Consider the following 22607-nt stretch of genomic DNA (forward strand, 5'->3'; position numbering starts at 1 on the left):
AATTATGGATAATCAAAACTGGAAAATTTTAAAGTTTCTACAGCAAAATTCACGCATGTCTAATGCGGAAATAGGTAGACGTATTGGTATGAGTTCGCCAGCAGTAGCAGAGCGCATTAAAAAAATGGAGGATGCCGAAGTGATTGAAGGCTACACAACATTTGTATCTCCGTTTGAAGTTGGTTATCAACTAAAGGCATTAGTTACTTTACGCGCTTTTATGGGAATGCTAAAGCCATTTTTAGAAAAGGTTAAAACCTATGATGAGGTAGTTAATTGCTATAGAATTACTGGCAACGAAAATATAGTTATGGAGGTGGTGCTAAAAAATCAAAAACACCTAGAGGCTTTTATTGATCAATTAATTATCTATGGAGAAACCAAAACACAAATAGTATTATCCCATGTGGTAAAACATAGTGAGGTAAAGCCTTTAAATAAAAAGCACTAATTTTTTACACCAGGTTGTATTAACTTCCAATTGGTTTTTGCTTTCTCATCATCGACCATTTTTTTTACATCTGCAAGTAGTTGCTTCGCGTCGTAAATAATTCCATCCTTAATTGTGTATTTTACTCCACCAACCCTAACGACTTCATTGTCTTCAGTAAGTTTAATTGCTCCAGTGCCGTAAAGTGATTTTAAATTCAATAAAGGGTTCTCTTCTACAATAACAAAATCAGCTAATTTCCCTATTTGCACACTTCCGATTTTATCGTCCCAGCCCAAAGCTTCTGCACCATTTAATGTTGCGGCTCTAATGACTTCCAACGGATGAAAACCAGCTTCGCGAAGTAATTCTAACTCTCTTATGTATGCAAAGCCGTAGAGTTGATAAATAAAGCCAGAATCTGAACCTGTCGTGACTCTGCCACCTCTATTTTTATATTCACTAACAAACGTCATCCAAAGCTTAAAATTCTGTTTCCACTCAATTTCTTGTTCGGTTCCCCAATAGTGCCAATAACTACCATGACTTACCTTGCTGGGTTCGTAAAATTTCCATAATGAGGGTAGCGTATAATCTTCATGCCATTCTGCACGTCTTGCGCGATGCAAATCTCGACTTGCCTCATAAATATTGAATGTTGGGTCTAAAGTAAAATCTAATTCCAGCAACTCGTTCATGACCTTGTTCCAATGTTCAGAATATGGTTTTGCAGCTTGTTTCCATAGTTTACCAGCTTCCTCAAAACGATGTTGTTCATTTTGGTAATTGTAATCTAACGGATAGTCTTGAACTGTTCTATCATCAAATAAAGCTTCTGGAAGACCGTACCAATGTTCCATCGATGTTAAGCCAGCTCTTGCAGAATGCAGAACATTCCATCTCGCAACACTCAATTGAGCATGATGACACGCAGAACCCAAACCTAACTTTTTGTTTTCATCTAGTGCGGCAGCCATAATTTCTGGCTCAGCTCCAAAAAATTTAATACCATCTGATCCTTTTTTGGCATTTTGTCTAACCCATTCACGAGCCATTTCCGGAGTGGTTATTGGCTTATTACTTCCAGATCCGAAGCCTTTGTATTCAAATATTCGAGGAGCTACAATTTCATTTGCTGCACTTTGCTTTTTTAATTCTAAGGCATCGCGTCCACTAGGTTGTCTCACGGTTGTAATGCCATGTGCCATCCAGAGTTTAAAAACATATTCAGGATCAGCTCCTTGGGCATCGCCACCAATATGACCATGCATATCAATAAAACCAGGTAAAAGATACATTCCAGATGCGTTTAACTCTTTTCCACCTGATTTAAGTTTAGGTCTTTTGGTTTCATCAATCTCAACACCAGGATATCCGACCACCTGAATATTTACGATTTTATTATTCTCAACTACTACGTCTATTGGACCTCTTGGCGGAGATCCATCTCCATTAATTAAAGTTACTCCTCTTATAATTAATTGGCCGAATGGACCTTCTCCATTGCTACTGTTTTGTGCAAATGTGTCATTAATAAAAAAACAGAATACAATTAGCCAAATTGAGGATTGAAGCATTTTCATAAATGGTCTTTTTAATACGTTAGTTCTTTTAAAAATAGACAATTAAAATTATTCGATTACTAAATGTGGTGCATTCTCTAATTTCCAATCAATCACCAATCCACCAGCCAACGATTCAGCTATTTGTTTTCCATATAAATACTCACATAAGTAGAGCGCAGCCTCAAATGATTTTGCACCACCAGCTGAGGTGATATATTTTCCATCGTGAACGAAAAGCACATCTTTTCTAATATCCAAATTAGGAAACATAGTTCGCATTTTATCAATATCACTTGGGAAAGTCGTGGACACTACATTATCTAACAATCCAGCTTTTGCCAATACAAATGAGCCATCGCAATGTGAGGTAACGAACTGTGCTTCTTTATCGGCTTTCTTTACAAAATTTAACATCGTCTCATCTTCCAAATCTGAATCTAAATGATGTTCTGCACTTGGTACGACAAGTATATCAATCTTTGGAATCAAGTCAGTAACGTAATTAAAATCTGGTAATATGCGGATGCCTTCAAAAGTCATAATAGCATCGTTGGTATTTGCAACGGTGAACACATTCATCGCCTTAATGCTATCTCTAAAAATCGTATGCTGAAAAATATCGTAAGGTGCCGTCAATTCTGTATTATAAGTGCCATCCATAATTAGGAAAGCGACATTGTAGCGGTTGGGTTCTATCTTTTGTAACTGTCTATTATCCTGTCCCGAAAGTTTTTGGGATTGTTTCTGGATTTCATCAGTTGATTCACTTTTTTCTGTTGAATTGTTACAACTGATAAGTGAAAAAAGAGCGAGGCATAAAATTAAATTTTTCATGTTAATGATTCAAATTTATAATTTACTATCAATATGGTTTCCAATAATTTTAGCATGAATTCGTGAATTCTCAATAAACCATTTGTGTGTTTCCATACCACCACAGATTACACCTGCGAGATATAAACCTTCTACATTAGATTCCATGGTTTCGGGATTATATTTTGGGATGTGTTTTTCATCTTCAGAAAATTCAATTCCAGCATCGGCTAAAAATTTAAAATTTGGTCGGTAACCTGTAAGTGCTATAACATAATCGTTAGGTAAGGTTAATTCACCTTTTGGTGTTTTAATTATAATTTCGTTAGCCTTTATTTCTTTGATTTCAGAATTAAAATGAGCTTTAATACTACCTTCTTCTATACGGTTTAGAATATCTGGTCGCACCCAATATTTTACGCGTTCTCCAACTTTTTTATCTCTTATTATCATGGTAACGTTTCCACCTTTTCTGTAAATTTCAAGCGCAGCATCAACTGCAGAATTGCTCGCGCCAACAACAACAATATTTTGCAATGTAAAAGGATGTGCTTCCTTATAATAATGCATCACCTTTGGTAAATCTTCGCCAGGTACGTTCAGATAATTTGGGATATCGTAAAACCCTGTGGCAATGATTGTTTTTTTGGCTTTGTATTTAGATTTGTCCGTTGTAAAATTGAAAAGATTTTCAACTTTTTTTAAACTGATAACTTTTTCGTAGAGATTAATTTTCAATTCGTTTGAAGTCGTCACACGACGATAATATTCCAAAGCCTCATTTCTGGTCGGTTTAGGATTGTTGCTGATAAATGGAATACCGTCAATTTCCAATTTCTCAGAGGTTGAAAAAAACGTCATATTTAGCGGATAATTAAATAAGGAATTGGTCAACGCTCCTTTTTCAATAACCAAATAGCTTAAATTTCGTTTTTTACATTCCAAAGCACAAGCAATGCCAATTGGTCCTGCGCCAATTATCAATACATCTAAATCTGTTTTTGTCATAGACTTTAAAATTACAAGTTTTGATTGGGATTAAATCTCAATAGCTTTTATAATTTGGTGATTTTTTGAGGTACTTTAATAACACTAAGGTTAATCCAGCTGCTAAAACCAATACGATGAATAGTATAGTCCAAGTATTAAAATACCCAAAACTATAGATTGCATTTAAAGTGGCATTATGTCCAATGATGTGCGACAATGAAAAACTCATACTAAATAATCCCATATAACTACCTTTTCGGCCTTTTGGCGCCATATCTAAAGCTAACGAGCTTGCGAATGGTGAGCCTATCATTTCACCTAAAGTCATCAAAACCATACCTATTATTAGAATACCAAACCAGTCGGAAACGTTCAGAATTATAATGCTTAAAGCCAAGAGAACAATGCCCCAGAACGTTGCCATGGTTTTGCTTAGTTTCCTCCTCTCCAACCAACTAATTAAGGGCATTTCCAAAATAACAATCAATGCTCCGTTTAAGAAAAGGAGCCAACCTATAATATCTGGTGATAAGCCATGGTGTTCCTTATAAAACAAAGGAATAGATGAAAAATACTGAACAAATACAACGCTGTTGATAATCATAATTAGAAAGAAAAGTAGAAACAATCCGTTTTTGTATGGTGAAACACCTTCTTTTTTTACAATAATCTTTTCATCCTTTTTATCTGCTTTTTTAGGTCGTAACAGTATGATCAATAAAATTGAAGCCAAAATACAAGTGACACCATCTACCCAGAAGATAGAATTATAGCTCACTTTGGCAATGAGTAGTCCGCCAATTACCGGACCGATTGAAAAACCTAAGTTTATAAATAAACGGATTAATCCAATATTTCTGGTAGCGTCACTTTCTTTTCCGTATGCACCAGCAGCCACGAAAACGCCAGGTCTATAGGTGTCAACCGCAGTCATAAGAACAAAAACGCCAATACACATACCTATATATGAATCTATAAACTGAAGACCAATAAAACCGAGACCACCAAAAAATAGACTCATCACTATAATTTTATAAAACCCGATGGTATCGGCAAGTATGCCACCAATGTAATTGCCAAGTAACGACCCAAGACCATAGCAGGTCATGATCATGCCAACTTGCGGTAAAGTAAAATCTTTGCCACTTACCAAATAGATGGACAAAAATGGAATCACCATAGCACCAGCTCTATTGATAAAGGTGACGAAAGACAAAATCCAGATTTCTGGCACTAAGCCCTTAAATGAATTTACGTAGTTGGCATAAAGTCGCTTCATATTCATTTCTCACGAAAGTGGGAATCTTATTAAATTAGATCCTGATTTTCATCAGGAAAAGTTCAGTTAGTTTAATTCAAATATTTATTTGAATTAAAAGTTTCACTAAAGTAAAAAGTCCGACGTTGGTGTCGGACTTTTAAATATTGTTAATTAGAATATAGGTATTACTACAATAGATAATGCGTCCGCACAATTTCCGAAAAATTGACCGTGGTTTGCTTTGTATATCTAATGGTTTGTAACATTGGTTTTTAATCGTTTCGCATAAATCTACAATAAAATCTGATAAGTTGTATTTTTGAAATTCAAAATATATAAAGAATGAAGAATTTTATACTGCTATTAATATTCATAATGTCAGTAAGTTGTGCACAGGAAAAACAGACTTTAAAAGGAGAAACCGAATGGCAAAAAGAACAGAATGCCAACTTTAAAGATGCCACAAAATCACCTTTAAAAGATAAAGATCGGAAAACATTTACTGGTTTGGATTTTTATAAGTTCGATTCTACTTATGTTATAAAAGCTGTTTTGAAACGGACACCAGATTCTAAATGGTTTAATATGAAAACTACAACAAACGAAGTAACGAAGGAACGTGTTTATGGAGTTTTAAATTTTGAATTGAAGGGCGAATCGCATCAGCTTAATGTATATCAAGGTCAAGAGTTAATGGAAACAAATGATTTTAGAGATTATCTCTTTCTGCCTTTTCTGGACGATACAAATGGCGAAGGATCTTACGCTGGTGGAAGGTATGTCGATTTAACAATTCCGGAAGGTGATGAAATAATTGTGGATTTTAATACAGCTTATAATCCATATTGCGTCTATAATGAAAAGTATTCTTGCCCAATAGTACCACGCGTAAATTATATATCGACAAAGGTTGAGGCTGGTATGAAGGCTTTTGAAAAGTAGTAGGCAGAATACAGGATACAGTTTCAGTCTCAGCAATTAGTAATTTACGTATAGTGACAGAAAACTAATCAGAAAAACTTCGTAAATAATTTATGAAATTCTTGGTTTGTGAAGATTTCAAATGGACTTTTATTTCACCAGATACAAACCCGCAAAAACAGCCAAAAATCCAACGACAAAACTAGCAATCGTATAAACTGCAAAACTGGTAAAATCACCTGACTTTAAAAACACGTGATTTTCATAAGCAAAAGTCGAGAATGTTGTAAAACCACCACAAAAACCTGTAGCTAAGAGTAAGGTTTGGCTTTGTGAAAGGGTATCGTTTTTTGCAGCAAGCCCTAGAATGATCCCAATTAATAAACTGCCAATAATATTTGCTGCAAATGTACCGTAAGGTATTCCGGTTTCAGAATTGTTTAGCCATTTTCCAATAACAAACCTAAGTACACTGCCAAAACCACCACCAATAAAGACTAAAATAAGTTGTTTCATATTTCTTAAAACTCCGAGCTTGGTTCTTTCAACTTATTCTACTTCAATATAAATCTCAGTTTTCCAGTCAGCCGGATTTGGTGTTTGAGAAGGGTCGGTAGGATATATTTCTATCCGTGCACCACCTTCAACAATATTTAACCCATTATTTTCAGCGTAGGTCATAGTTTTTTCCCAGGCTTCTTTTAAATTGTCGTAGTCTCCAATAAGTATGGTTTTTATGGCTTTAAACGATTCTAATTGTCCTGTGAGAATTTCAGGATCGTTAGAGATTATACGTGAATTTGTAGGAATACAAGTAGAGAAAATTACGGCGTTATTTTCTTCATCCCATTTTTCGTAAAGAACAAATGGCGCACCAGCAAATGTAATGTTATGTGATATGGCGTAGGCTCCAACTTTTGGAAATTCCTGTTGCATCACTTGCTGAAAGTCGCTCATTTTACAAGATGTGGTTTTATATAAGTAATAGCCACCACTGTGTTGTGTGACACCTTCAACATTAATGGAATAAACTTTCATTTCTTTTTGTATTACGCTATCTAGCATTACCAAACCTCTTTCAAAATGAGGACCAATTTGTTTTTCCATGCCTCCCATTAAGGCGGAGAACATTTTGAATTGAAATGGTAAATTATCACCAGAAATCGTCCATGTAACTTCAGTAGTATTATTTCCTTTTGATTCAAAATTCCACTCCACATCTGAACTTGGAAAATCTCCAAATTGCATTTCCTGGGATATGAAGTTAAAGGGATCGGCCGCTGTAGTTGTCATCTTGCCAACGCCGTCATCATCTTCCCAAGTATAAGATCCGCCCACACCTTCTGTATTTTCAGGTAATGTTATTACGGTTTCAGGATTTTCTTCAACCCACGAAGACCAAGATTCCCAGTTTTTGAAATCGATGACGTTGCTATAAACAACAGGTTGAGGCGCATTGATTGTTCGTGTTCTCGTTACTTCAAAAGAATTGGGCTGCACTGCTATATATATTGCAAATCCAATAACTAATATAAGTAAGAGTAAGAGAATGTATTTTAAGGCTTTCATAATTAAGTTGGTTCATTAGTTTGGTTGTTCATCAAAGATAGCAATTTTATGATATGTTAGATAAATGTTACATTTGTGTAGAACATAAAATTTACTCAAATGAAAATCAGAACTATACTTCAAATTTGCTTGCTTTCACTGCTCATTTTGGCTTGTAAAAATGATAATAAAGAGGAATCTGTAGAGGTTGCAGAAACGTCTTTTGATTATAATGTAGAACAATTTGCGGATATCAAAATATTACGATACCAAGTCCCTGGATGGGATAATCTCACTTTAAGAGAGCAAAAGTTGGTTTATTATTTAACTGAAGCTGGGTTGGTAGGTAGAGATATTATGTGGGATCATAACTATCGCCATAATTTAAAAATTAGAAGAGCACTAGAAAATGTGTATACCAATTATAGAGGTGATAAGGATGCGGAAGATTGGAAATCTTTTGTGACTTATCTTAAACGAGTTTGGTTCAGTAATGGGATTCATCATCACTATTCTAACGAAAAATTGAAGCCCGGTTTCACCAAAGATTACCTCAACCAATTATTCGTAGAAACAGATACCAAGTTAGATGGTGAAGCGTTTGACGTTATTTTCAATGATAAAGATTCTAAGAAAGTAAATCAGGCAAAAGGGGTAGATAATGTGGCGCTTTCTGCAGTGAACTTCTATGGCCCAGATGTTACCAATGCTGACGTCGAAAGATTCTATAGATCTAAAAGATCACCAAATCCAGATAAACCTTTAGCATATGGCATTAACACGAAACTTGTAAAGGAAAATGGAAAGGTTAAGGAATTAGTATATAAGTCTGGTGGTCTTTATGGTTCTGCAATAGATGAAATTGTTAAATGGCTAGAAAAAGCCCAAACTGTTGCTGAAAATGACCAACAAGGAAAGGCAATAGGTCTGTTAATAGATTATTATAAAACCGGTGATTTACAGACGTGGGACGATTATAATGTAGCTTGGACCAGAGCAACCGCAGGCAATGTAGACTATATCAATAGTTTTATTGAAGTTTACAACGATCCATTGGGTTATACAGGTTCTTACGAAAGTATCGTACAGATTAACGACTTTGATATGTCAAAAAAAATGGCGGTACTTTCTGAAAATGCTCAGTGGTTCGAGGATAATTCGCCGTTATTGGAAGAAAACAAAAAAGACAGCGTTGTCGGAGTAACTTACAAGGTAGTTAGTGTTGCAGGTGAAGCAGGTGATGCTTCCCCAAGTACGCCAATAGGAGTAAACCTTCCTAACTCAAACTGGATTAGAAAAGAAGTTGGAAGTAAGTCAGTTTCCTTAGGAAACATTATTAATGCCTATAATAATGCAGGCAGTACTGGACGATTAAAAGAATTTGTACATGATGATGAGGAAATGGCATTGGAAGAAGAATATGGTCAATTGGCAGATAAACTGCATACTGCATTGCACGAAGTAATTGGCCATGCATCTGGACAATTAAATCCAGGTGTTGGAGAAACTAAGGAAACTCTCAAAAATTATGCATCAACTTTGGAAGAGGGACGAGCTGATTTAGTAGGTCTTTATTACCTGTATAGTCCAAAATTACAGGAATTAGGTTTGGTAGAAGATTGGAAAAAAGTAGGAAAGGCTGCTTACGATGGGTACATAAGAAATGGATTGATGACCCAATTGATACGCTTAAATCTAGGTGATGATGTAGAAGAGGCACACATGCGAAATCGTCAATGGGTAAGTGCCTGGGCTTATGAAAGAGGAATGGATGATAATGTGATCGAAAAGGTGACGAGAGACGGTAAAACATATTTCAATATTAATGATTATGAAAAACTACGTGAGATTTTTGGAGAGTTGTTGCGAGAAACACAACGAATAAAGTCAGAAGGTGACTATCAAGCGGTAGAGGATTTAGTTGAAGGATACGGAGTAAAAGTGGACCAGAAAATGCACGAAGAAGTGCTGGAGCGTAACAAACAGTTTACCTCTGCACCATACAGCGGATTCGTAAATCCCGTTATTGTGCCTGCTAAAGATGCAGAGGGCAATATAACGGCATTTAAGATTGAACAACCGCAAGGTTTCCCAGAGCAAATGTTAGAGTATAGCAAAAAATACAGCTTTTTACCATCGGTAAATTAATCTTTCAAAAATTTAGATTTAAAAAAGGCAGTCATTGATTATGACTGCTTTTTTTATGAATAATAGACTAAGCTACTTTTTGTTAATACTGAATTTTAAAAGCAGAAAATTTATCAACATTAGTATAGCTAGAATAATCATAACAAGTAGTTTTAATTATATCGAAAATTTTAAAATTTCTCACAAAACTGGTTCTTGGTTTTGTAAACTATAGATCAAAGCACAAACATGAAGATTGTCTCTATTGTTTAAATTCAATTTTTTTCGAATGTTCTTTCTGTGGGTTTCTATGGTATGTTTACTGAGCCCAAGTTTACTAGCGATTGCCTTGTTTTGCATACCATTTCCAATAAGTATGAGTACATGTTTCTCTCGATTGGTTAGTGTTTCTTTTTTTTCAATATTACCATTATAAAGCAATTTTGATAATAACACTAAAAGATTTATAAGATCATGATTACTGTACAGTGATTTGGATGCTTCTAAAATGGTAATAAAATCTTCGTAGCTTAATAGCTGCTTACTATTTTCTAATTGGGAAATGAGTTTAAGTAATTCGTTTTTAGCAGTTTTTCGATTGATGACCATAGATTAAAATTAGCTTAAATGAAGCGTGAAAAAAATCCCCAATAATGGGGATTTTTAAATGGCCAGAAGTAAATTTCCCCTAGATTAATAGCTACCCAGCCAATTTTAGTTAATGTTTTTATTGTTTTATGAAACGTTTAGTAGTTATAGATTCTTCGTTCTCTGCTCTTAAGATATAAATTCCTGATTGAAGGTGTTCTACATTTATACTACTTAGTGAAGTATTTAAAATTTGAGAAAGGGTTAAGCGTCCATTAAGGTCAAAAACAGATATCTTAAATTCTGAAAGTGAGGATATTTTTATATTTAACCAATTCCCTACTGGATTTGGATAAATTAATAAATCGTCAAATTCTCGGTTTTCAACGCTCAAATTCTCATCTACAACAAGTGTGATGGGCGCACGCACAATGGTTAGATCTGGCAAAGTGTTATTTGTAATTTCACAATGATATGTACCACTATCACTTTCTTGAGCATTGGTAATGGTAAAGTTTGATGCGTTTGCACCAGATATTTCTACATTATCCTTAAACCATTGGTACTGATTGTTCATTGCGGTATCATTACCAACTTTATTTAAGTTGGTATCATTGACATTTAGTGTGATGTTTGCACCTACACCAGATTCTATGGTCTCTTCGATGTCCATAGTGCGCTGAGGGGAATAATTTAAAATCTGATAGCCATTAGATTGTGCTAAAGGTTCTAAGTCATTAAAATTAAATAGGTTATTCGTAATATTAAGTCTATAATTCCCATTAACATTTAAAATTTCATCAGGGATGGAACCTTCAAAATTATTACTATCGGCATATATGTCATCGATTAATGCAAATTCTGGTGGTAATGTACCAGTTAAACCACAACCTTGAACGCGAAGTCTTATTAAATTGGGTAAATTAAAAATTTCAGGTTGTAATGGCAGAGTTAGAGGTATACCCGCTAAATTCAGCCATTCTAAATTTTGCATATTACTTATGTTAGTTGGAATACCGTTGGCTAATTCAAGAGGATTAGTACCTAGGAGCAGCGATTTTAAATTGGTTAGGTTCCAAATTTCAAATGGGATTTGTCCTTGTAAATCGTTATTCTGTAAAAAAAGATTTTCTAATTCTGTTAATTCTCCTATCTCTGGTGGTAATACACCTGAGAGCCCTGCGTTAACGTACTCAATCGATGTAACTCTATTGGTAACGTCATCAAACTGAAGACCATATGACGTATCCCAAAATTCAATTGGTTTTGTAATGTTCCATGGGTTGTCCCAATTTGGACCATCAAGTGAATCATAAAGTGCGATTAAGGCATCATAGTCTGGATGTTGGCTCGGTGGTTCGCCTATTGTGATTGGTTGACTTTGTAAACCAAGTTCAGACACAATACCACTTGTAACATAGTATAGATATTGACCGTAATCATCTACAGTATCAATAGGGATATCAATAGAGTTACCAGAACCAATATAATCGAATGTGTCACCTGTATACCAGTCTATCGTAAGCTGTGTGCCTAAATCTTGTAACGGCACTAATGTTATGGTATCACCTAAGTTTGCTGCAACTCCATCTTCTTCATCAATAAATTTTTGCGGAGAATAAACAAAGCCAGTGCCCAAATTATTAACGTATGTATTGAATTGATTTTCAAAATCTGAGAATACAAATTTATTGTTATCAATTTTTAATAAGCTTAATATACTAAATGGAATTGTTGTTAAATCTGGAATCGTTCCATTTAAATTGTTATTCGATAACTGTAACCATTGTAAACTGGTTAAATTAAGAATGCTACTAGGTATTACACCTTCAATATTATTGTCACTTAAGTCTATGAATGATAGATTGTTAGTATTTCCTAAGTTAGATGGTAATGTGCCCGAAATATTATTTCCCCGTAACGTTAAGTTAAAAAGAAGGGATAAATTTTCAATAGATTCTGGAATTGTACCAGTTAAATTATTAAATGGGAGATTGAGTTGTGTTACACGTCCAGCTCCTTCTGTAATTCCAAACCATGTTGATACTGGTTGATTGGGATCGAGCCAATTTGTATTATTGACCCAAAAATCACCACCTGTTGCGTTGTAAAAATCTACTAAGGCATCATAATTTGGATGACCAGTTGAACTACCGCACGCTGAGCTAAAGGAAGTGGAGCCAATATTCCAAATTGTGTCAGAAGAGTTGTAAAGATGCTCATAAGCCTCTGTCGCATCATCAACTTCGATACAAGTTAAGTCTGGATTATTAATTGTTCTCAATACAGTTAAATTGGAAAAATTCCCATTTTTAATATTTAAACTTTCTAAATTATTATCCGTAATACTAAGTTTCTTCAAATTCGAATTTGCTGATAAATCTAAATTAACCAGACTATTATTATCCATTATTAATTCTTCAAGTGCATCGGTATTATTAATATTTAAATTTGAAATTGAATTATTTAAGGTAGTGATTACTTTAAGTGAGGTAGAATTTTCGACATTCAATGTTTCTAGATTAGCGTTCCACATAAAAACTCGGTCTAACTGAGTGCAATTCGAGGCATTTATTGTGTGTAAATTCTGATTACCACCAGCTTTCAAATCAACAATTTTTGTGTTAGAAACATTTAAGACTTGCAAAAATTCATTTAAAAATAAAATAAAACTTAATTGAGTATTGCTCGATGCATCAATTTCGCTTAAAATATTACTGCGACAATCTAAATATTCAAGATTTGGTAGGACTGCTAAATTCAAATTAGTTAAACCTAGAGATGGACAAGTTAAAAATTTTAAAGAAGGAGTATTTGATATGATTAAATCGTTTCCAACATTGGAAAAACTTTCTTCAAAGTTGGAACCCAAAACTAATCGCTCTAAAACTTGGCAATTTTGAATATCTATAGTGCTAAAATTTTGAGATTGTATTAGTAGTTCAGTTATAGCATTACAATTTTGAGCCTTAAAATTTAATAAATTAATGAAACGGATAGGGTTCCCATCCAAATTATTATGTTTTAAACGAGTCAATTGAGTATTTGATATATCTAAACTCTCCAAATATGGATCAGGATTAATATTATTGTCATTTGTAGAAATACGCAAGTTCGACAATAATGGATTTAGAGAAAAATCAAGATTAGAAATTTGATTACCATCACATATAATATCTGTTAGTAACGGATTATTACTTACGTTTAAAGAAGTTAGATTATTATTCTGAACGTTTAGATCTCTTAATAGAGCTAAATTTGTAAGGCCGATTGAGTCTAAATGATTGTTCGCGATAAGTAATTCTTCAATACTTAAAGAGCCATTAATTTCAAATGTATTTGTACCGAGAAAATTATTTCTTAAGTCTATTCTAGATAAAAAATTACAATTATTTGCTTTAAAACTTTGCAATATTCCACTATTATGTAAAAATGAACCAATATTGGTATTGCTTATGTCTATGAATTCTAAAGTAGCATTATTTCCATTAAAATTAAAAAAAGAATAAATATTATTAGATGCATCTAAATTTTGTAATAAATTATTGCTACAATCTAAATATTGCAATGGAAACTCAGATAATTCTAAGACCGAAATAAGATTATTAGCACAATTTAAATATTCTAAATTATAAGAATTAATTAAGATTGCTAGAGAATTGATCTGGTTATTGCTACAGTCTAAACGCTCTAAATTCCTAATATTCAGGTCAGTTATTAGGTTATTACTACATTCTAGTATCTTAAGATTATCATTATAAGTTAAATCTAGAATTGCATTATTGTTTACGTATAGTTCTTCTAAGGAACTGTGAAATACAAGTAATGGGATTTCAGAAACTAAATTGTCATTCATTCTTAATATACGTAAATTCTGAAGGTCATCTACAAAAAATGTACTCCCAATTCGATTGTTATCAATATTTAAGATTTCAAGATTTATAAAAGCTTCTATTCCATCCATTGATGTTATTTTATCAGTATCCAAAGTTCCTATCGGATTAGAAAGATTTAGGCTAGAAACTTGAATTGCATCACTACATAAAATGTCCCCTGTCATGCCATTTGAGTCAATTCCAGAATTAACAAGTCGTTGTTCTAGTGATGAATTAATGTTAAATGTTTCATTAGGATCATTACAGATCTGTGAAATAAGAAAATTTGAATTTAGAAGTAATAAAGAAGTGAGAATTAAAAGTCGTTTCATCACAAATGGTTTAAATTAATAGCACTGTAAACCTACAGATTGATTAAGCATAAAAAAATCCCCAGTAATGGGGATTTTGAATACCTGAACAAGGTTAATTTAGATTAATAGCAGGTCAGCCTAAATTTTTCCGATATTATTCCTTAATGAATCGTTTTGAGTTTACGATGTTATTTTGTTCTAATTTTAGAATATAAATTCCGCTTTGTAATCCTTCAATATTTAGAGCGGTCAAATTATTGTTAAGTTGCCGTGATTGAATCAATCGTCCTTTAATATCATAAATATTAATCTCAGCGTTCTCAAAGTTTTTTACATTAATATTAAGCCAGTTTTTTGCTGGGTTGGGATACATTGAAAACTCTGTTTGATTTTCATCTTCTAGACTTAAACTAGCATCAACCGAAACCGTTATCGGTGCTCGTACAATAATTAAATCAGGGAGCGTGCTATTGGTTATTTCGCAATGATATTCTCCACTATCGCTTTCTTGTGCATTGGTGATTGTGTAATTCGATCCATTGGCATTAGTGATTTCTACATTGTCCTTAAACCATTGGTACTCATTATTCATTACTGTGTAATTTGCGTTCCTATTGATATTGGTGTCATTGACGTTAAGCGTTATTGTTGCTCCTATACCGGATTCAACAGTTTCGGTTTCATCAGGTGTGTTTTGAGGTGAATATTGTAAAAATGCAAAATTACCTGCGCTAAAATAAGGCTCAATATCACTGAAATCGAATAGGTTATTAGTTATAAAAACATTTGCAATTGGAGTATTAAAGGGAATTGTGCCCTCAAATCTATTCGAAGCTATATTAAGTTGAGTTAAATTTTGTAATGCGTTTAAACTTGAAGGCAGAAGACCCTCGAAATTGTTGAGGGAAATATCCAGCCAGGTCAAATTAATAAGGTTGCCAATCTCTGAGGGTAAATTTCCCGACATTAGATTATTGCCAATTGAAAATATTTCCAAACTTGATAGATTGAAAATTTCAGTAGGAATACTACCTACGATGGTATTATTATTAATTCTAAACTCCTTTAATTGATTAAGATTGCCAAAAGTCGTCGGTAAAGATCCGCTGAGTAAGTTATTGGGGAAATTGATGTTTTTAAGCTCAGTAAGATTACCAATTTCTACCGGAATATTTCCAGATAAATTGTTGTTAAATAAATTTAGACCATCAACTCTGTTGTTTTCATTACTCACTACTACACCGTGCCAAGAAGATAAGGGCTTCGTAAAATCAAACCAATTGGTATTATTATTCCAGTTATCACCATTTGTATTATTGTAAAAAACAGTTAACGCATTAAGGTCTGGACTATCACTAGGGTCGATAAATTCAGTTTCTATCCTCGAAACCTTTTGGTCAGTCTGTTGTGCAGCTAAAATAAAATCATTTTCAATTATTAAATCCCATATAAGAGAAACTCCAGAAAGAATTGTTTCAGGCATTGCATTGCTATCTAATAAATCTAATTTAGTGAGGTAATCGCTGCTATAATACAAAACATTGTCTTGTACTTCGACTTCTAAAACTCCGTTTGCTGTAACAATGTCTTCAATAAAAAGATCGCTTTGTGTCACATCTATTCTAGATACTAAATTGGATTCACCTCTTGCCATATAAAGAAAATCGTTATGTATAGTAATATCGCTTAAAAAAGATCCCAGTCCGGATACGACTGGCTCAACTGTTGGATTTGGCGCTGTATAATCAAATTTTACAATACTCCCTTCAGATCTTAAACTAACATAAATAAAATTGTCCTTTAAATCTATTCCGTAGGGTTGGTTGAGCCCAGATACTACTATTTCGTATTGTGGATTGGAGGCCGTGGTATTAACTTTAGCAACTCCACCAATTGACAAGGAAGTGAAATAGAGCTCCTCACCAATAAGAATCATCTTTGATGGAAATGGAACATCATTTAAAAAGTCTTCTACAACCAGATTGGGTTGTGTAAGGTCAACTTGATATATCTTGGAATCACTGACACTGGCAATGAATAAAGTAGTTTCATTTTGCACAATACCAACGGTATTTCCTACGCCTGTAACATAATCCGTGATTTGAGCACTTAAGTTTGTAAATGAGATCAAACAAATAGATAGGAATAGTAATAACTGTTTCATAATTATAGTTTTAAATTAATAGCACAGTAAACCTACAAAACCAAAAAATGCTATAAAATCCCCATTATTGGGTATTTTAAGAATGTATCATCAATTAGTTTTTAATCTTTTATCGCATCAGAAATAGCTTTGAACAGATTAGCTAGATCGTCTTTATTATCAGTTAATATTTTTTCTAAATTTTCTAAGGAAACTTTTTTTGGGTTTATTTCTGTGATTTTTACTTCAAAATCTATAATGCCTTCTGTAGAAAAAGTATCTGAAAAATAAGTTTTATAATCATCTCTTTTAAACCATTTATAATCACCAACCTTGTGTGTTATTATCATTGGTTTTGCAATTAGTTCCTTTTTTGCATTTGTGCTATCGATTGTAGTTGCCTTTATCTCAATAAGCATATTCACGATAGGATAATCCTTGGTTAATTTAGCTTTAGAGTAGTTAATTTCTAAATCTTCAATAGTAAAAGCAAGAAATTTTGATTGTACTAAATGTGGTTTTAAAATTATGCAAGTTGCTGGTATGTTTTCAAAATCTTTACCTTCTTTCACAAAAGATTTAGTTAAGGTTATTTGCGGTAGATAAAAGTGTTTTTCTCTACTCTCGATATTCTCTTTCAATGAATTTCTCGCTTTATATGTTGCTGTATATCTTTGTTTTTCGGTTTCAATAAATTGAGTAACATATTTTGGGATGTTACCAACTAAACTTACTAATGCTGTGCTCAGACTATTGGCTATTATAAGTTCTTGAGAAGAATTAATCTCTAATTTTTGGAACGGTACGGCCACCATGTCAATTTCTAATTTGGTATAATCTGATACGCTCTTTATTTTCTCGACATCTTTATTGTTGTTGTACGTATAATATTTTGTTGATTTACAATTGAACAATAAGAGGAATCCAAAGACTATTATTATTTTATTCATGTTGTCTATAGTTAAACTTTTAAAATTTATATTTTTTCTCCAAAGCATACCGCATCAGCTCTCCCTTGCCTTGTAGCTCAAGAATACGGATCATATTTTTTCGGTGTGTATCTACAGTATGGATCCCAATAAAGAGTTCGTCCGCAATTTCACGAGAGGTTTTTCCTTGCGCTATTAGACTAAGGATTTCATTTTGACGTTTGGTGAGTAAGCCCTTTTTCCTTTTATAACCGTTAGAATCATCATCAACTTGTATATTGGCATCGTAAAACATTTCTCCTTGATGTACAACTCTTATGGCTTTTAACACTTCTTCTAATGGCGAATTTTTTAGTAAATAGCCAGATGCACCAGCATCGAGCATTTGCTTAATTGCTTCAGTTTGGTCAAACATGGTAAAAGCCAAGACTTTGGTGTGTTTAAATTCTTGTTTGATATTCTGAGTGGCAGTTATGCCGTCCATTTTGGGCATTCTTATATCAGTGATGACAACATTGGGCTGTTTAAGTCGCACTAAATCCAATAGCTTTTCTCCATCATTGGCAGTACCTACGATTTCGATATCTTCTTCGTATTCTAGTAACAGTTTAATGCCGTCTATAAGAGATTGATGGTCTTCTGCTATGGCTAATCGTATCATAATGGCACATCAATTATTATAGTGGTTCCTTTGTTTTTTTCGGACTCAATGGTCATTGTTCCCTCCAAATGCTCTACACGTTTATCTATACTACTAATACCCATTCCTTTATTTTTTTTGGTAATTTGACTGGCATCAAAGCCTTTTCCATTGTCTTCTACCATGATATTTATGCTATGCTCATGATTAGTTAGATGAATGGTTGCTTCAGTTGCATTAGCATGTTTTATAATATTGGTAATTAGTTCTTGGGTAATTCTAAATAAAGTGAGCTCCAGGCTATTTTCGAGACGGTTATCGAGTCCATGGTCAATGACTTCAATTTGTATTTTATTGGAAGTTGAGACTTTGTCTGCCATTTGCTGTACTGCCCTCAAAAGACCTTGTTTAGCAATAACTCCTGAGTTTTTGGCATGTGCGACTGTCCTAACTTTTTGATAAGCCTCCTCGATAAGCCTATTTGTTTTGTCAAACAGATCAGGTGAGTTATGGTCCTTAAGTGCGTTAAAATGTAGTTTTACCGTAGCCATGAGTCCACCAAGATCGTCATGAAGGTCGTTGGCAATACGCTGCCGTTCCTTTTCTTGTCCTTCTATCATGGCATCAATAGCGGTAAGTTCTTGCTCTTTTAGAGCATTAGCCAGTTTTTGGGATTCAAGTACTTTTTCTTGCTCTGCTAATTTTTGTTTTCTTTTGGTGTTTTTGTATATCAATAAAGCAAAAATACTGCCAACAGCTAAGCTCCCTCCGAGTCCTAACGCGATGTTTTGTATTTTTTTTCTACTCGCTTCAGTTGCTTTATTTTGCGATTTTAATTCTTTGTTTTCATATTTGGCAATACCTTTAGCCAATTCTCTGCGATTGATACTATCGGTAAGTTCTGTGTATTTAATCGAATTTAAATAAGCATTTTTGAAATTTCCCCTTTTGGCATAGATATCGGCTAAATTTTGTCTAACAATTGATTTTCTGCTGGCTACATTTTCTGCAATGGGAATAGAATCTGCTTTCAACGTGTAATATAAGGCCAATCCCAAATCGTTTTTATAGTTATATGCTGTACTAATATTAAGGTAACAATTAAAGTAATTATTGGTGTTTTGTAATGTTTTGTTTTGGTCTAGGATATCGAGCATTTTTTTATAGTAGACTAGGCCCGAATCAGGTTGTTTTAAATCTTCAGTGAACATCACACCAACGCTTGAAAGTGTTTTAAGATAAAATGAGCTATCTAGCTTTGTGAAATTTTGGTTTAAAACATTCTTAAAATGTTTAATGGCCATAGTATCATTTTCTCTATGGAGATAAAAGTTGCCACGTAAATAAGGAGATATAATTTTAAATTTAGAATTATTATAAAGTTGGGTTGTTCTCTCGAGCTCGTCTAGATAATCTAATCTATATGGTCTGTCATCTTCATAATTATAGGATTGTGCAAGTGCAGATAAAGCATAAAGAACAGTTGATTCATCATTAAGTTTTCTTGCTTTATTTAATGCTTCAATATGATATTGGAAGCTTAAATCGTCGTTTTGGGTAATTCTTTTTTGATAGGCTTTAAAGTATAAAAATTTGGCAGCAAGGTATTCTGGTAAATTTTTCTTAGCTTCAATAGAGTTAATATACCATAGCATTGAATCTGTATGACGTTTTTTACTATGATAAACCAATTTGTAATAATCTTTTAAAACAGGATTTTGGGCGGATTTAATTCTTTCTAATATGTTTTCAACAGGACTAGTCCTATCAAAATAATAATAAGTAGAGTCATTCTGGCCAAAGCAGAATAACTCTACAGAAATAATGATTAATAATGTTAATGTATTTTTCAATCCTCTCTGAATGGTTGTCCTTGAACTTCAGATTTTTTCTTTTTTTCCTGAAACATTAAATTATTGTTACAAGTACTTCCATCAAAATTTTTATAAACGACACTTACCCAGATAATGTGACCTGTTTTTCGAGGAAGGTTGAGTGCTATTTTATTGTCTTGAAATAAATTATCACTTCCATATTTTACTTTTCCGTAACCGTTACAATTATAGTATAGGGTGTCTCCTTTTTGTTCTAAAAAACTAAGATTAGATCCCTTTGGGATTGGAATAGAAAATTGGGCAATTCCTGTTTTTGTATTATAATCAGTTTCAGGTAGAACAGCTTCTGTTGTTTCACAAAAATTGAACTTCGAAGGCATTCTTTCTTCAAAATTAAAAGGTTCGTCCAAAAAGGATGTCAATTCTTCTAACTGCTGTTCACAAGAAGGGTCCGACTCTTTTGCATTAGTCTTTTCAGAATCACCACAGCCATTTTGGAGTAGTAAAAAAATTAGAACAGCACTGATTTGTAATAGTTTAGTTTTCATGTTTTAGAAATGTTTAGTTAGTTATAGAGGTACAAATATGTGGTATACGTTCACACAGGAACATACCCAATAGTGGGTATAATTATGTAATTAAGTTAGAATATTTAAATTTAATTATGAGGAAATTTCGGACGAAATACCTAAAAATCAGATAACTACATGAATATGAATTTAACAGCAGCAATCATAGCTATAAATCCAATAAAGGCAATGAGTACCCATACAGTACCTTTATAGTACCTCTTGTGAAGCTTTAGGTCTTTCTTGTATTGGAAGCCAATGATAATAGCAAAAGCGATAAAAAATAATAAACCAAAAATCAATTGACCGTTACTGAACATATCTTTATTTTTATACAAAAATAATTAAACCTTAGTTATTGTTTTAATCAATTGCAACGAATTATAAGCTGAATAGCTCAATCTTAACAGGTTGATTATTTTATTTACGAAAAAACAAGGTTTTAAGTTTTAAATAAAAAGATATGCAAGATAAAATCAATGCGGTAAAAGAATTTCATACCGCTTTTAAAATTGGACACAGAGAAACACCAAAGGCCGATTTAGGGATTGAGAAAAATATGCTGCGATATAAACTAATGCGCGAAGAGAATGAGGAATACCTCGAAGCGGCTAATGATAATGATCTCGTTGAGGTGGCTGATGCATTAGGCGATATGCTCTATATCTTATGCGGAACAATTATAGAGCATGGATTACAACATAAAATAGAAGAGGTATTTGAGGAAATTCAAAAAAGTAATATGAGTAAATTGGGTGACAATGGAGAACCAATTTATAGGGAAGATGGTAAAGTCTTAAAAGGGCCAAAATATTTTAAGCCCAAAATAAAAGAGGTTTTAGAATCTTAATTTTTGTTTCCAAAGTTTAAAGTTTGGATTCTAGTTTCTATACTTTAATTGTTTATTGGATCTAGCGCACCTCATACCTCCAACCGTGTTTGTCTTCTGCTAAATTGTGCTGTATATTTAATAAGGTTTGTTTAAATAATTGACCGTACGAACCTTCAATTTCGCTAATTTCAAACAATTCCTCAGCATGCTGAAAAGCAGAAACCGGACTAATTACAGCCGCAGTGCCAACTCCAAAAATTTCTTTTAAGCTACCATCTCTCGCAGCATTTTTTATTTCTTCTACAGACACTTGTCTCACCTCACAGTCAATCCCCAAATCTTTTGCTAGTTGTATCACACTTTTTCGAGTCACACCATCCAAAATTCTATCATTTGTCGGTGCAGTGATTAATTTATCATTTACTCTAAAAAACACGTTCATTGTTCCTGCCTCTTCCAAATATTTATGGGTGTTGGCATCTGTCCAGATAATTTGTTGAAATCCATCTTTCTGCGCCAAACTCGTAGGGTAAAATTGAGCTGCATAGTTTCCGGCTGCTTTTGCAAAACCAACACCACCATTTGAAGCTCTGCTATATTTTTCCGCAAACAATACGCGCACAGGTGTATTGTAATAAGATTGTGCTGGTGAACAGATTATCATAAATCGATAAGTTTGCGCAGGTGATGCCGAAATCGCCGGCTCCGTAGCAATAACAAAAGGTCTTATATATAGAGAGTTGCCTACACCTGGCTTAATCCACTTATTATCCAATTTCAATAAAGCGACTAAACCCTTAAAAAAATCGTCCTTTGGGAACTCTGGCATCGCCAATCGCGCGGCAGACCTGTTTATTCTTTCTAAATTTGCTTCAGGCCTAAACAAAAAGATGTTTCCATCATCGTCTTTATAGGCTTTCATACCTTCAAAAACTGCTTGACCGTAATGAAACACTCGTGCCGAGGGCTCTATTGTCATTGGTCCGTAAGGCTTAATTGTAGGTGTCTGCCACTTTCCGTCCTTATAATCACAAACAAACATATGATCCGTAAAAACCCTACCAAAATTCAATTTACCAAAATCAACTTGATCAATTTTTGATGTTTTTGAAGTTTCAACGATAAGTCTGTCTGTATTGGTCGTCATAATAATCTAAAATTAAGCCACAAAAATACGTAATCAATAGCGTTAAAAAAAGGTAATATTCCCTTAAATTCCCTAAATTC

The 22607-nt window shown here is 33.6% G+C and carries 18 protein-coding genes; 4 read left to right on the plus strand and 14 right to left on the minus strand.

The annotated features are described in order from the left end of the window. The first annotated feature begins 4 nt into the window (after nt 1-4). Nucleotides 5-451: an Lrp/AsnC family transcriptional regulator gene (locus tag HM983_RS11705; RefSeq protein ID WP_218841858.1), complete on the plus strand. Its 447-nt coding sequence runs from the start codon at nt 5-7 to the stop codon at nt 449-451. Here the strand turns inward: HM983_RS11705 and HM983_RS11710 are convergent. From HM983_RS11710 to HM983_RS11725, 4 genes are read right to left on the minus strand one after another with little or no spacing between them, the layout of a single operon-like run. After that, nucleotides 448-2007: an amidohydrolase family protein gene (locus tag HM983_RS11710; RefSeq protein ID WP_394366250.1), complete on the minus strand. Its 1560-nt coding sequence runs from the start codon at nt 2005-2007 to the stop codon at nt 448-450. The genes HM983_RS11705 and HM983_RS11710 overlap by 4 nt on opposite strands. A 54-nt stretch (nt 2008-2061) precedes the next feature. Beyond that, entirely contained in the window at nt 2062-2829 is a 768-nt protein-coding gene (locus HM983_RS11715; RefSeq protein ID WP_179345623.1) for a DJ-1/PfpI family protein, read from the minus strand. 15 nt (nt 2830-2844) lie between these two features. Further along, the gene (locus HM983_RS11720; protein ID WP_179345624.1) at nt 2845-3816 is read right to left on the minus strand and encodes a YpdA family putative bacillithiol disulfide reductase; all 972 of its coding nucleotides are present in this window, start codon (nt 3814-3816) and stop codon (nt 2845-2847) included. Nucleotides 3817-3853: 37 nt separating this feature from the next. Next, entirely contained in the window at nt 3854-5077 is a 1224-nt protein-coding gene (locus HM983_RS11725; protein ID WP_179345625.1) for an MFS transporter, read from the minus strand. A gap of 324 nt (nt 5078-5401) precedes the next feature. On the opposite strand from HM983_RS11725, the gene HM983_RS11730 reads away from it, so the two are divergent. Further along, a complete protein-coding gene (locus HM983_RS11730) occupies nt 5402-6001 on the plus strand; it encodes a DUF1684 domain-containing protein (protein ID WP_179345626.1) in 600 nt (199 codons plus the stop codon). 129 nt (nt 6002-6130) lie between these two features. Here HM983_RS11730 and crcB read toward each other — a convergent pair whose 3' ends face one another. Together crcB and HM983_RS11740 are read right to left on the minus strand one after the other, a co-directional pair. Continuing rightward, nucleotides 6131-6496, minus strand: a complete 366-nt coding sequence (gene crcB / locus HM983_RS11735; protein WP_179345627.1) for a fluoride efflux transporter CrcB — start codon at nt 6494-6496, stop codon at nt 6131-6133. Nucleotides 6497-6529: 33 nt separating this feature from the next. After that, a complete protein-coding gene (locus HM983_RS11740; RefSeq protein ID WP_179345628.1) occupies nt 6530-7549 on the minus strand; it encodes an SRPBCC family protein in 1020 nt (339 codons plus the stop codon). Between the two features lie 99 nt (nt 7550-7648). Here HM983_RS11740 and HM983_RS11745 point away from each other — a divergent pair, with 99 nt between their 5' ends. Then, entirely contained in the window at nt 7649-9676 is a 2028-nt protein-coding gene (locus tag HM983_RS11745; protein ID WP_179345629.1) for a dipeptidyl-peptidase 3 family protein, read from the plus strand. 180 nt (nt 9677-9856) lie between these two features. Here the strand turns inward: HM983_RS11745 and HM983_RS11750 are convergent, their stop codons facing one another. From HM983_RS11750 to HM983_RS11780, 7 genes are all read right to left on the minus strand, one after another. Beyond that, nucleotides 9857-10264, minus strand: a complete 408-nt coding sequence (locus tag HM983_RS11750; protein WP_179345630.1) for a response regulator transcription factor — start codon at nt 10262-10264, stop codon at nt 9857-9859. A 118-nt stretch (nt 10265-10382) separates the two neighbouring features. Continuing rightward, nucleotides 10383-14450 carry a T9SS type A sorting domain-containing protein gene (locus HM983_RS11755; protein WP_179345631.1) on the minus strand — a complete coding sequence of 1356 codons (4068 nt, stop codon included), beginning with the start codon at nt 14448-14450 and terminating at the stop codon, nt 10383-10385. A gap of 136 nt (nt 14451-14586) precedes the next feature. Next, nucleotides 14587-16596 carry a T9SS type A sorting domain-containing protein gene (locus HM983_RS11760; RefSeq protein WP_179345632.1) on the minus strand — a complete coding sequence of 670 codons (2010 nt, stop codon included), beginning with the start codon at nt 16594-16596 and terminating at the stop codon, nt 14587-14589. A gap of 101 nt (nt 16597-16697) precedes the next feature. After that, nucleotides 16698-17525 carry a hypothetical protein gene (locus tag HM983_RS11765; protein WP_179345633.1) on the minus strand — a complete coding sequence of 276 codons (828 nt, stop codon included), beginning with the start codon at nt 17523-17525 and terminating at the stop codon, nt 16698-16700. 19 nt (nt 17526-17544) lie between these two features. Continuing rightward, nucleotides 17545-18165: a response regulator transcription factor gene (locus HM983_RS11770; RefSeq protein WP_179345634.1), complete on the minus strand. Its 621-nt coding sequence runs from the start codon at nt 18163-18165 to the stop codon at nt 17545-17547. Then, the gene (locus HM983_RS11775; protein ID WP_179345635.1) at nt 18162-19997 is read right to left on the minus strand and encodes a sensor histidine kinase; all 1836 of its coding nucleotides are present in this window, start codon (nt 19995-19997) and stop codon (nt 18162-18164) included. The genes HM983_RS11770 and HM983_RS11775 overlap by 4 nt, the downstream gene beginning before the upstream one ends. Beyond that, nucleotides 19994-20527 (minus strand): hypothetical protein, encoded by a 534-nt coding sequence (locus HM983_RS11780; protein WP_179345636.1) that lies wholly within the window; start codon nt 20525-20527, stop codon nt 19994-19996. Before HM983_RS11780 ends, HM983_RS11775 begins: the two co-directional genes overlap by 4 nt. 484 nt (nt 20528-21011) lie before the next feature. On the opposite strand from HM983_RS11780, the gene HM983_RS11785 reads away from it, so the two are divergent. Next, nucleotides 21012-21398 (plus strand): pyrophosphohydrolase domain-containing protein, encoded by a 387-nt coding sequence (locus HM983_RS11785; RefSeq protein WP_179345637.1) that lies wholly within the window; start codon nt 21012-21014, stop codon nt 21396-21398. Nucleotides 21399-21459: 61 nt separating this feature from the next. Here the strand turns inward: HM983_RS11785 and HM983_RS11790 are convergent, their stop codons facing one another. Then, complete coding sequence (locus HM983_RS11790; protein ID WP_179345638.1) at nt 21460-22527, minus strand: branched-chain amino acid aminotransferase; 1068 nt, start codon at nt 22525-22527, stop codon at nt 21460-21462. Between the last annotated feature and the right edge of the window lie 80 nt (nt 22528-22607).

This window comes from Winogradskyella ursingii (assembly GCF_013403975.1).
In the GTDB taxonomy this organism is placed as follows: Bacteria; Bacteroidota; Bacteroidia; order Flavobacteriales; family Flavobacteriaceae; genus Winogradskyella; species Winogradskyella ursingii.

Bases quoted from the DNA above. Each gene is read 5' to 3' on its own strand.
- HM983_RS11705 (WP_218841858.1), top strand. From the start codon at position 5: ATGGATAATCAAAACTGGAAAATTTTAAAGTTTCTACAGCAAAATTCA.
- HM983_RS11710 (WP_394366250.1), bottom strand. From the start codon at position 2,007: ATGCTTCAATCCTCAATTTGGCTAATTGTATTCTGTTTTTTTATTAAT.
- HM983_RS11715 (WP_179345623.1), bottom strand. From the start codon at position 2,829: ATGAAAAATTTAATTTTATGCCTCGCTCTTTTTTCACTTATCAGTTGT.
- HM983_RS11720 (WP_179345624.1), bottom strand. From the start codon at position 3,816: ATGACAAAAACAGATTTAGATGTATTGATAATTGGCGCAGGACCAATT.
- HM983_RS11725 (WP_179345625.1), bottom strand. From the start codon at position 5,077: ATGAAGCGACTTTATGCCAACTACGTAAATTCATTTAAGGGCTTAGTG.
- HM983_RS11730 (WP_179345626.1), top strand. From the start codon at position 5,402: ATGAAGAATTTTATACTGCTATTAATATTCATAATGTCAGTAAGTTGT.
- crcB (WP_179345627.1), bottom strand. From the start codon at position 6,496: ATGAAACAACTTATTTTAGTCTTTATTGGTGGTGGTTTTGGCAGTGTA.
- HM983_RS11740 (WP_179345628.1), bottom strand. From the start codon at position 7,549: ATGAAAGCCTTAAAATACATTCTCTTACTCTTACTTATATTAGTTATT.
- HM983_RS11745 (WP_179345629.1), top strand. From the start codon at position 7,649: ATGAAAATCAGAACTATACTTCAAATTTGCTTGCTTTCACTGCTCATT.
- HM983_RS11750 (WP_179345630.1), bottom strand. From the start codon at position 10,264: ATGGTCATCAATCGAAAAACTGCTAAAAACGAATTACTTAAACTCATT.
- HM983_RS11755 (WP_179345631.1), bottom strand. From the start codon at position 14,450: ATGAAACGACTTTTAATTCTCACTTCTTTATTACTTCTAAATTCAAAT.
- HM983_RS11760 (WP_179345632.1), bottom strand. From the start codon at position 16,596: ATGAAACAGTTATTACTATTCCTATCTATTTGTTTGATCTCATTTACA.
- HM983_RS11765 (WP_179345633.1), bottom strand. From the start codon at position 17,525: ATGAATAAAATAATAATAGTCTTTGGATTCCTCTTATTGTTCAATTGT.
- HM983_RS11770 (WP_179345634.1), bottom strand. From the start codon at position 18,165: ATGATACGATTAGCCATAGCAGAAGACCATCAATCTCTTATAGACGGC.
- HM983_RS11780 (WP_179345636.1), bottom strand. From the start codon at position 20,527: ATGAAAACTAAACTATTACAAATCAGTGCTGTTCTAATTTTTTTACTA.
- HM983_RS11785 (WP_179345637.1), top strand. From the start codon at position 21,012: ATGCAAGATAAAATCAATGCGGTAAAAGAATTTCATACCGCTTTTAAA.
- HM983_RS11790 (WP_179345638.1), bottom strand. From the start codon at position 22,527: ATGACGACCAATACAGACAGACTTATCGTTGAAACTTCAAAAACATCA.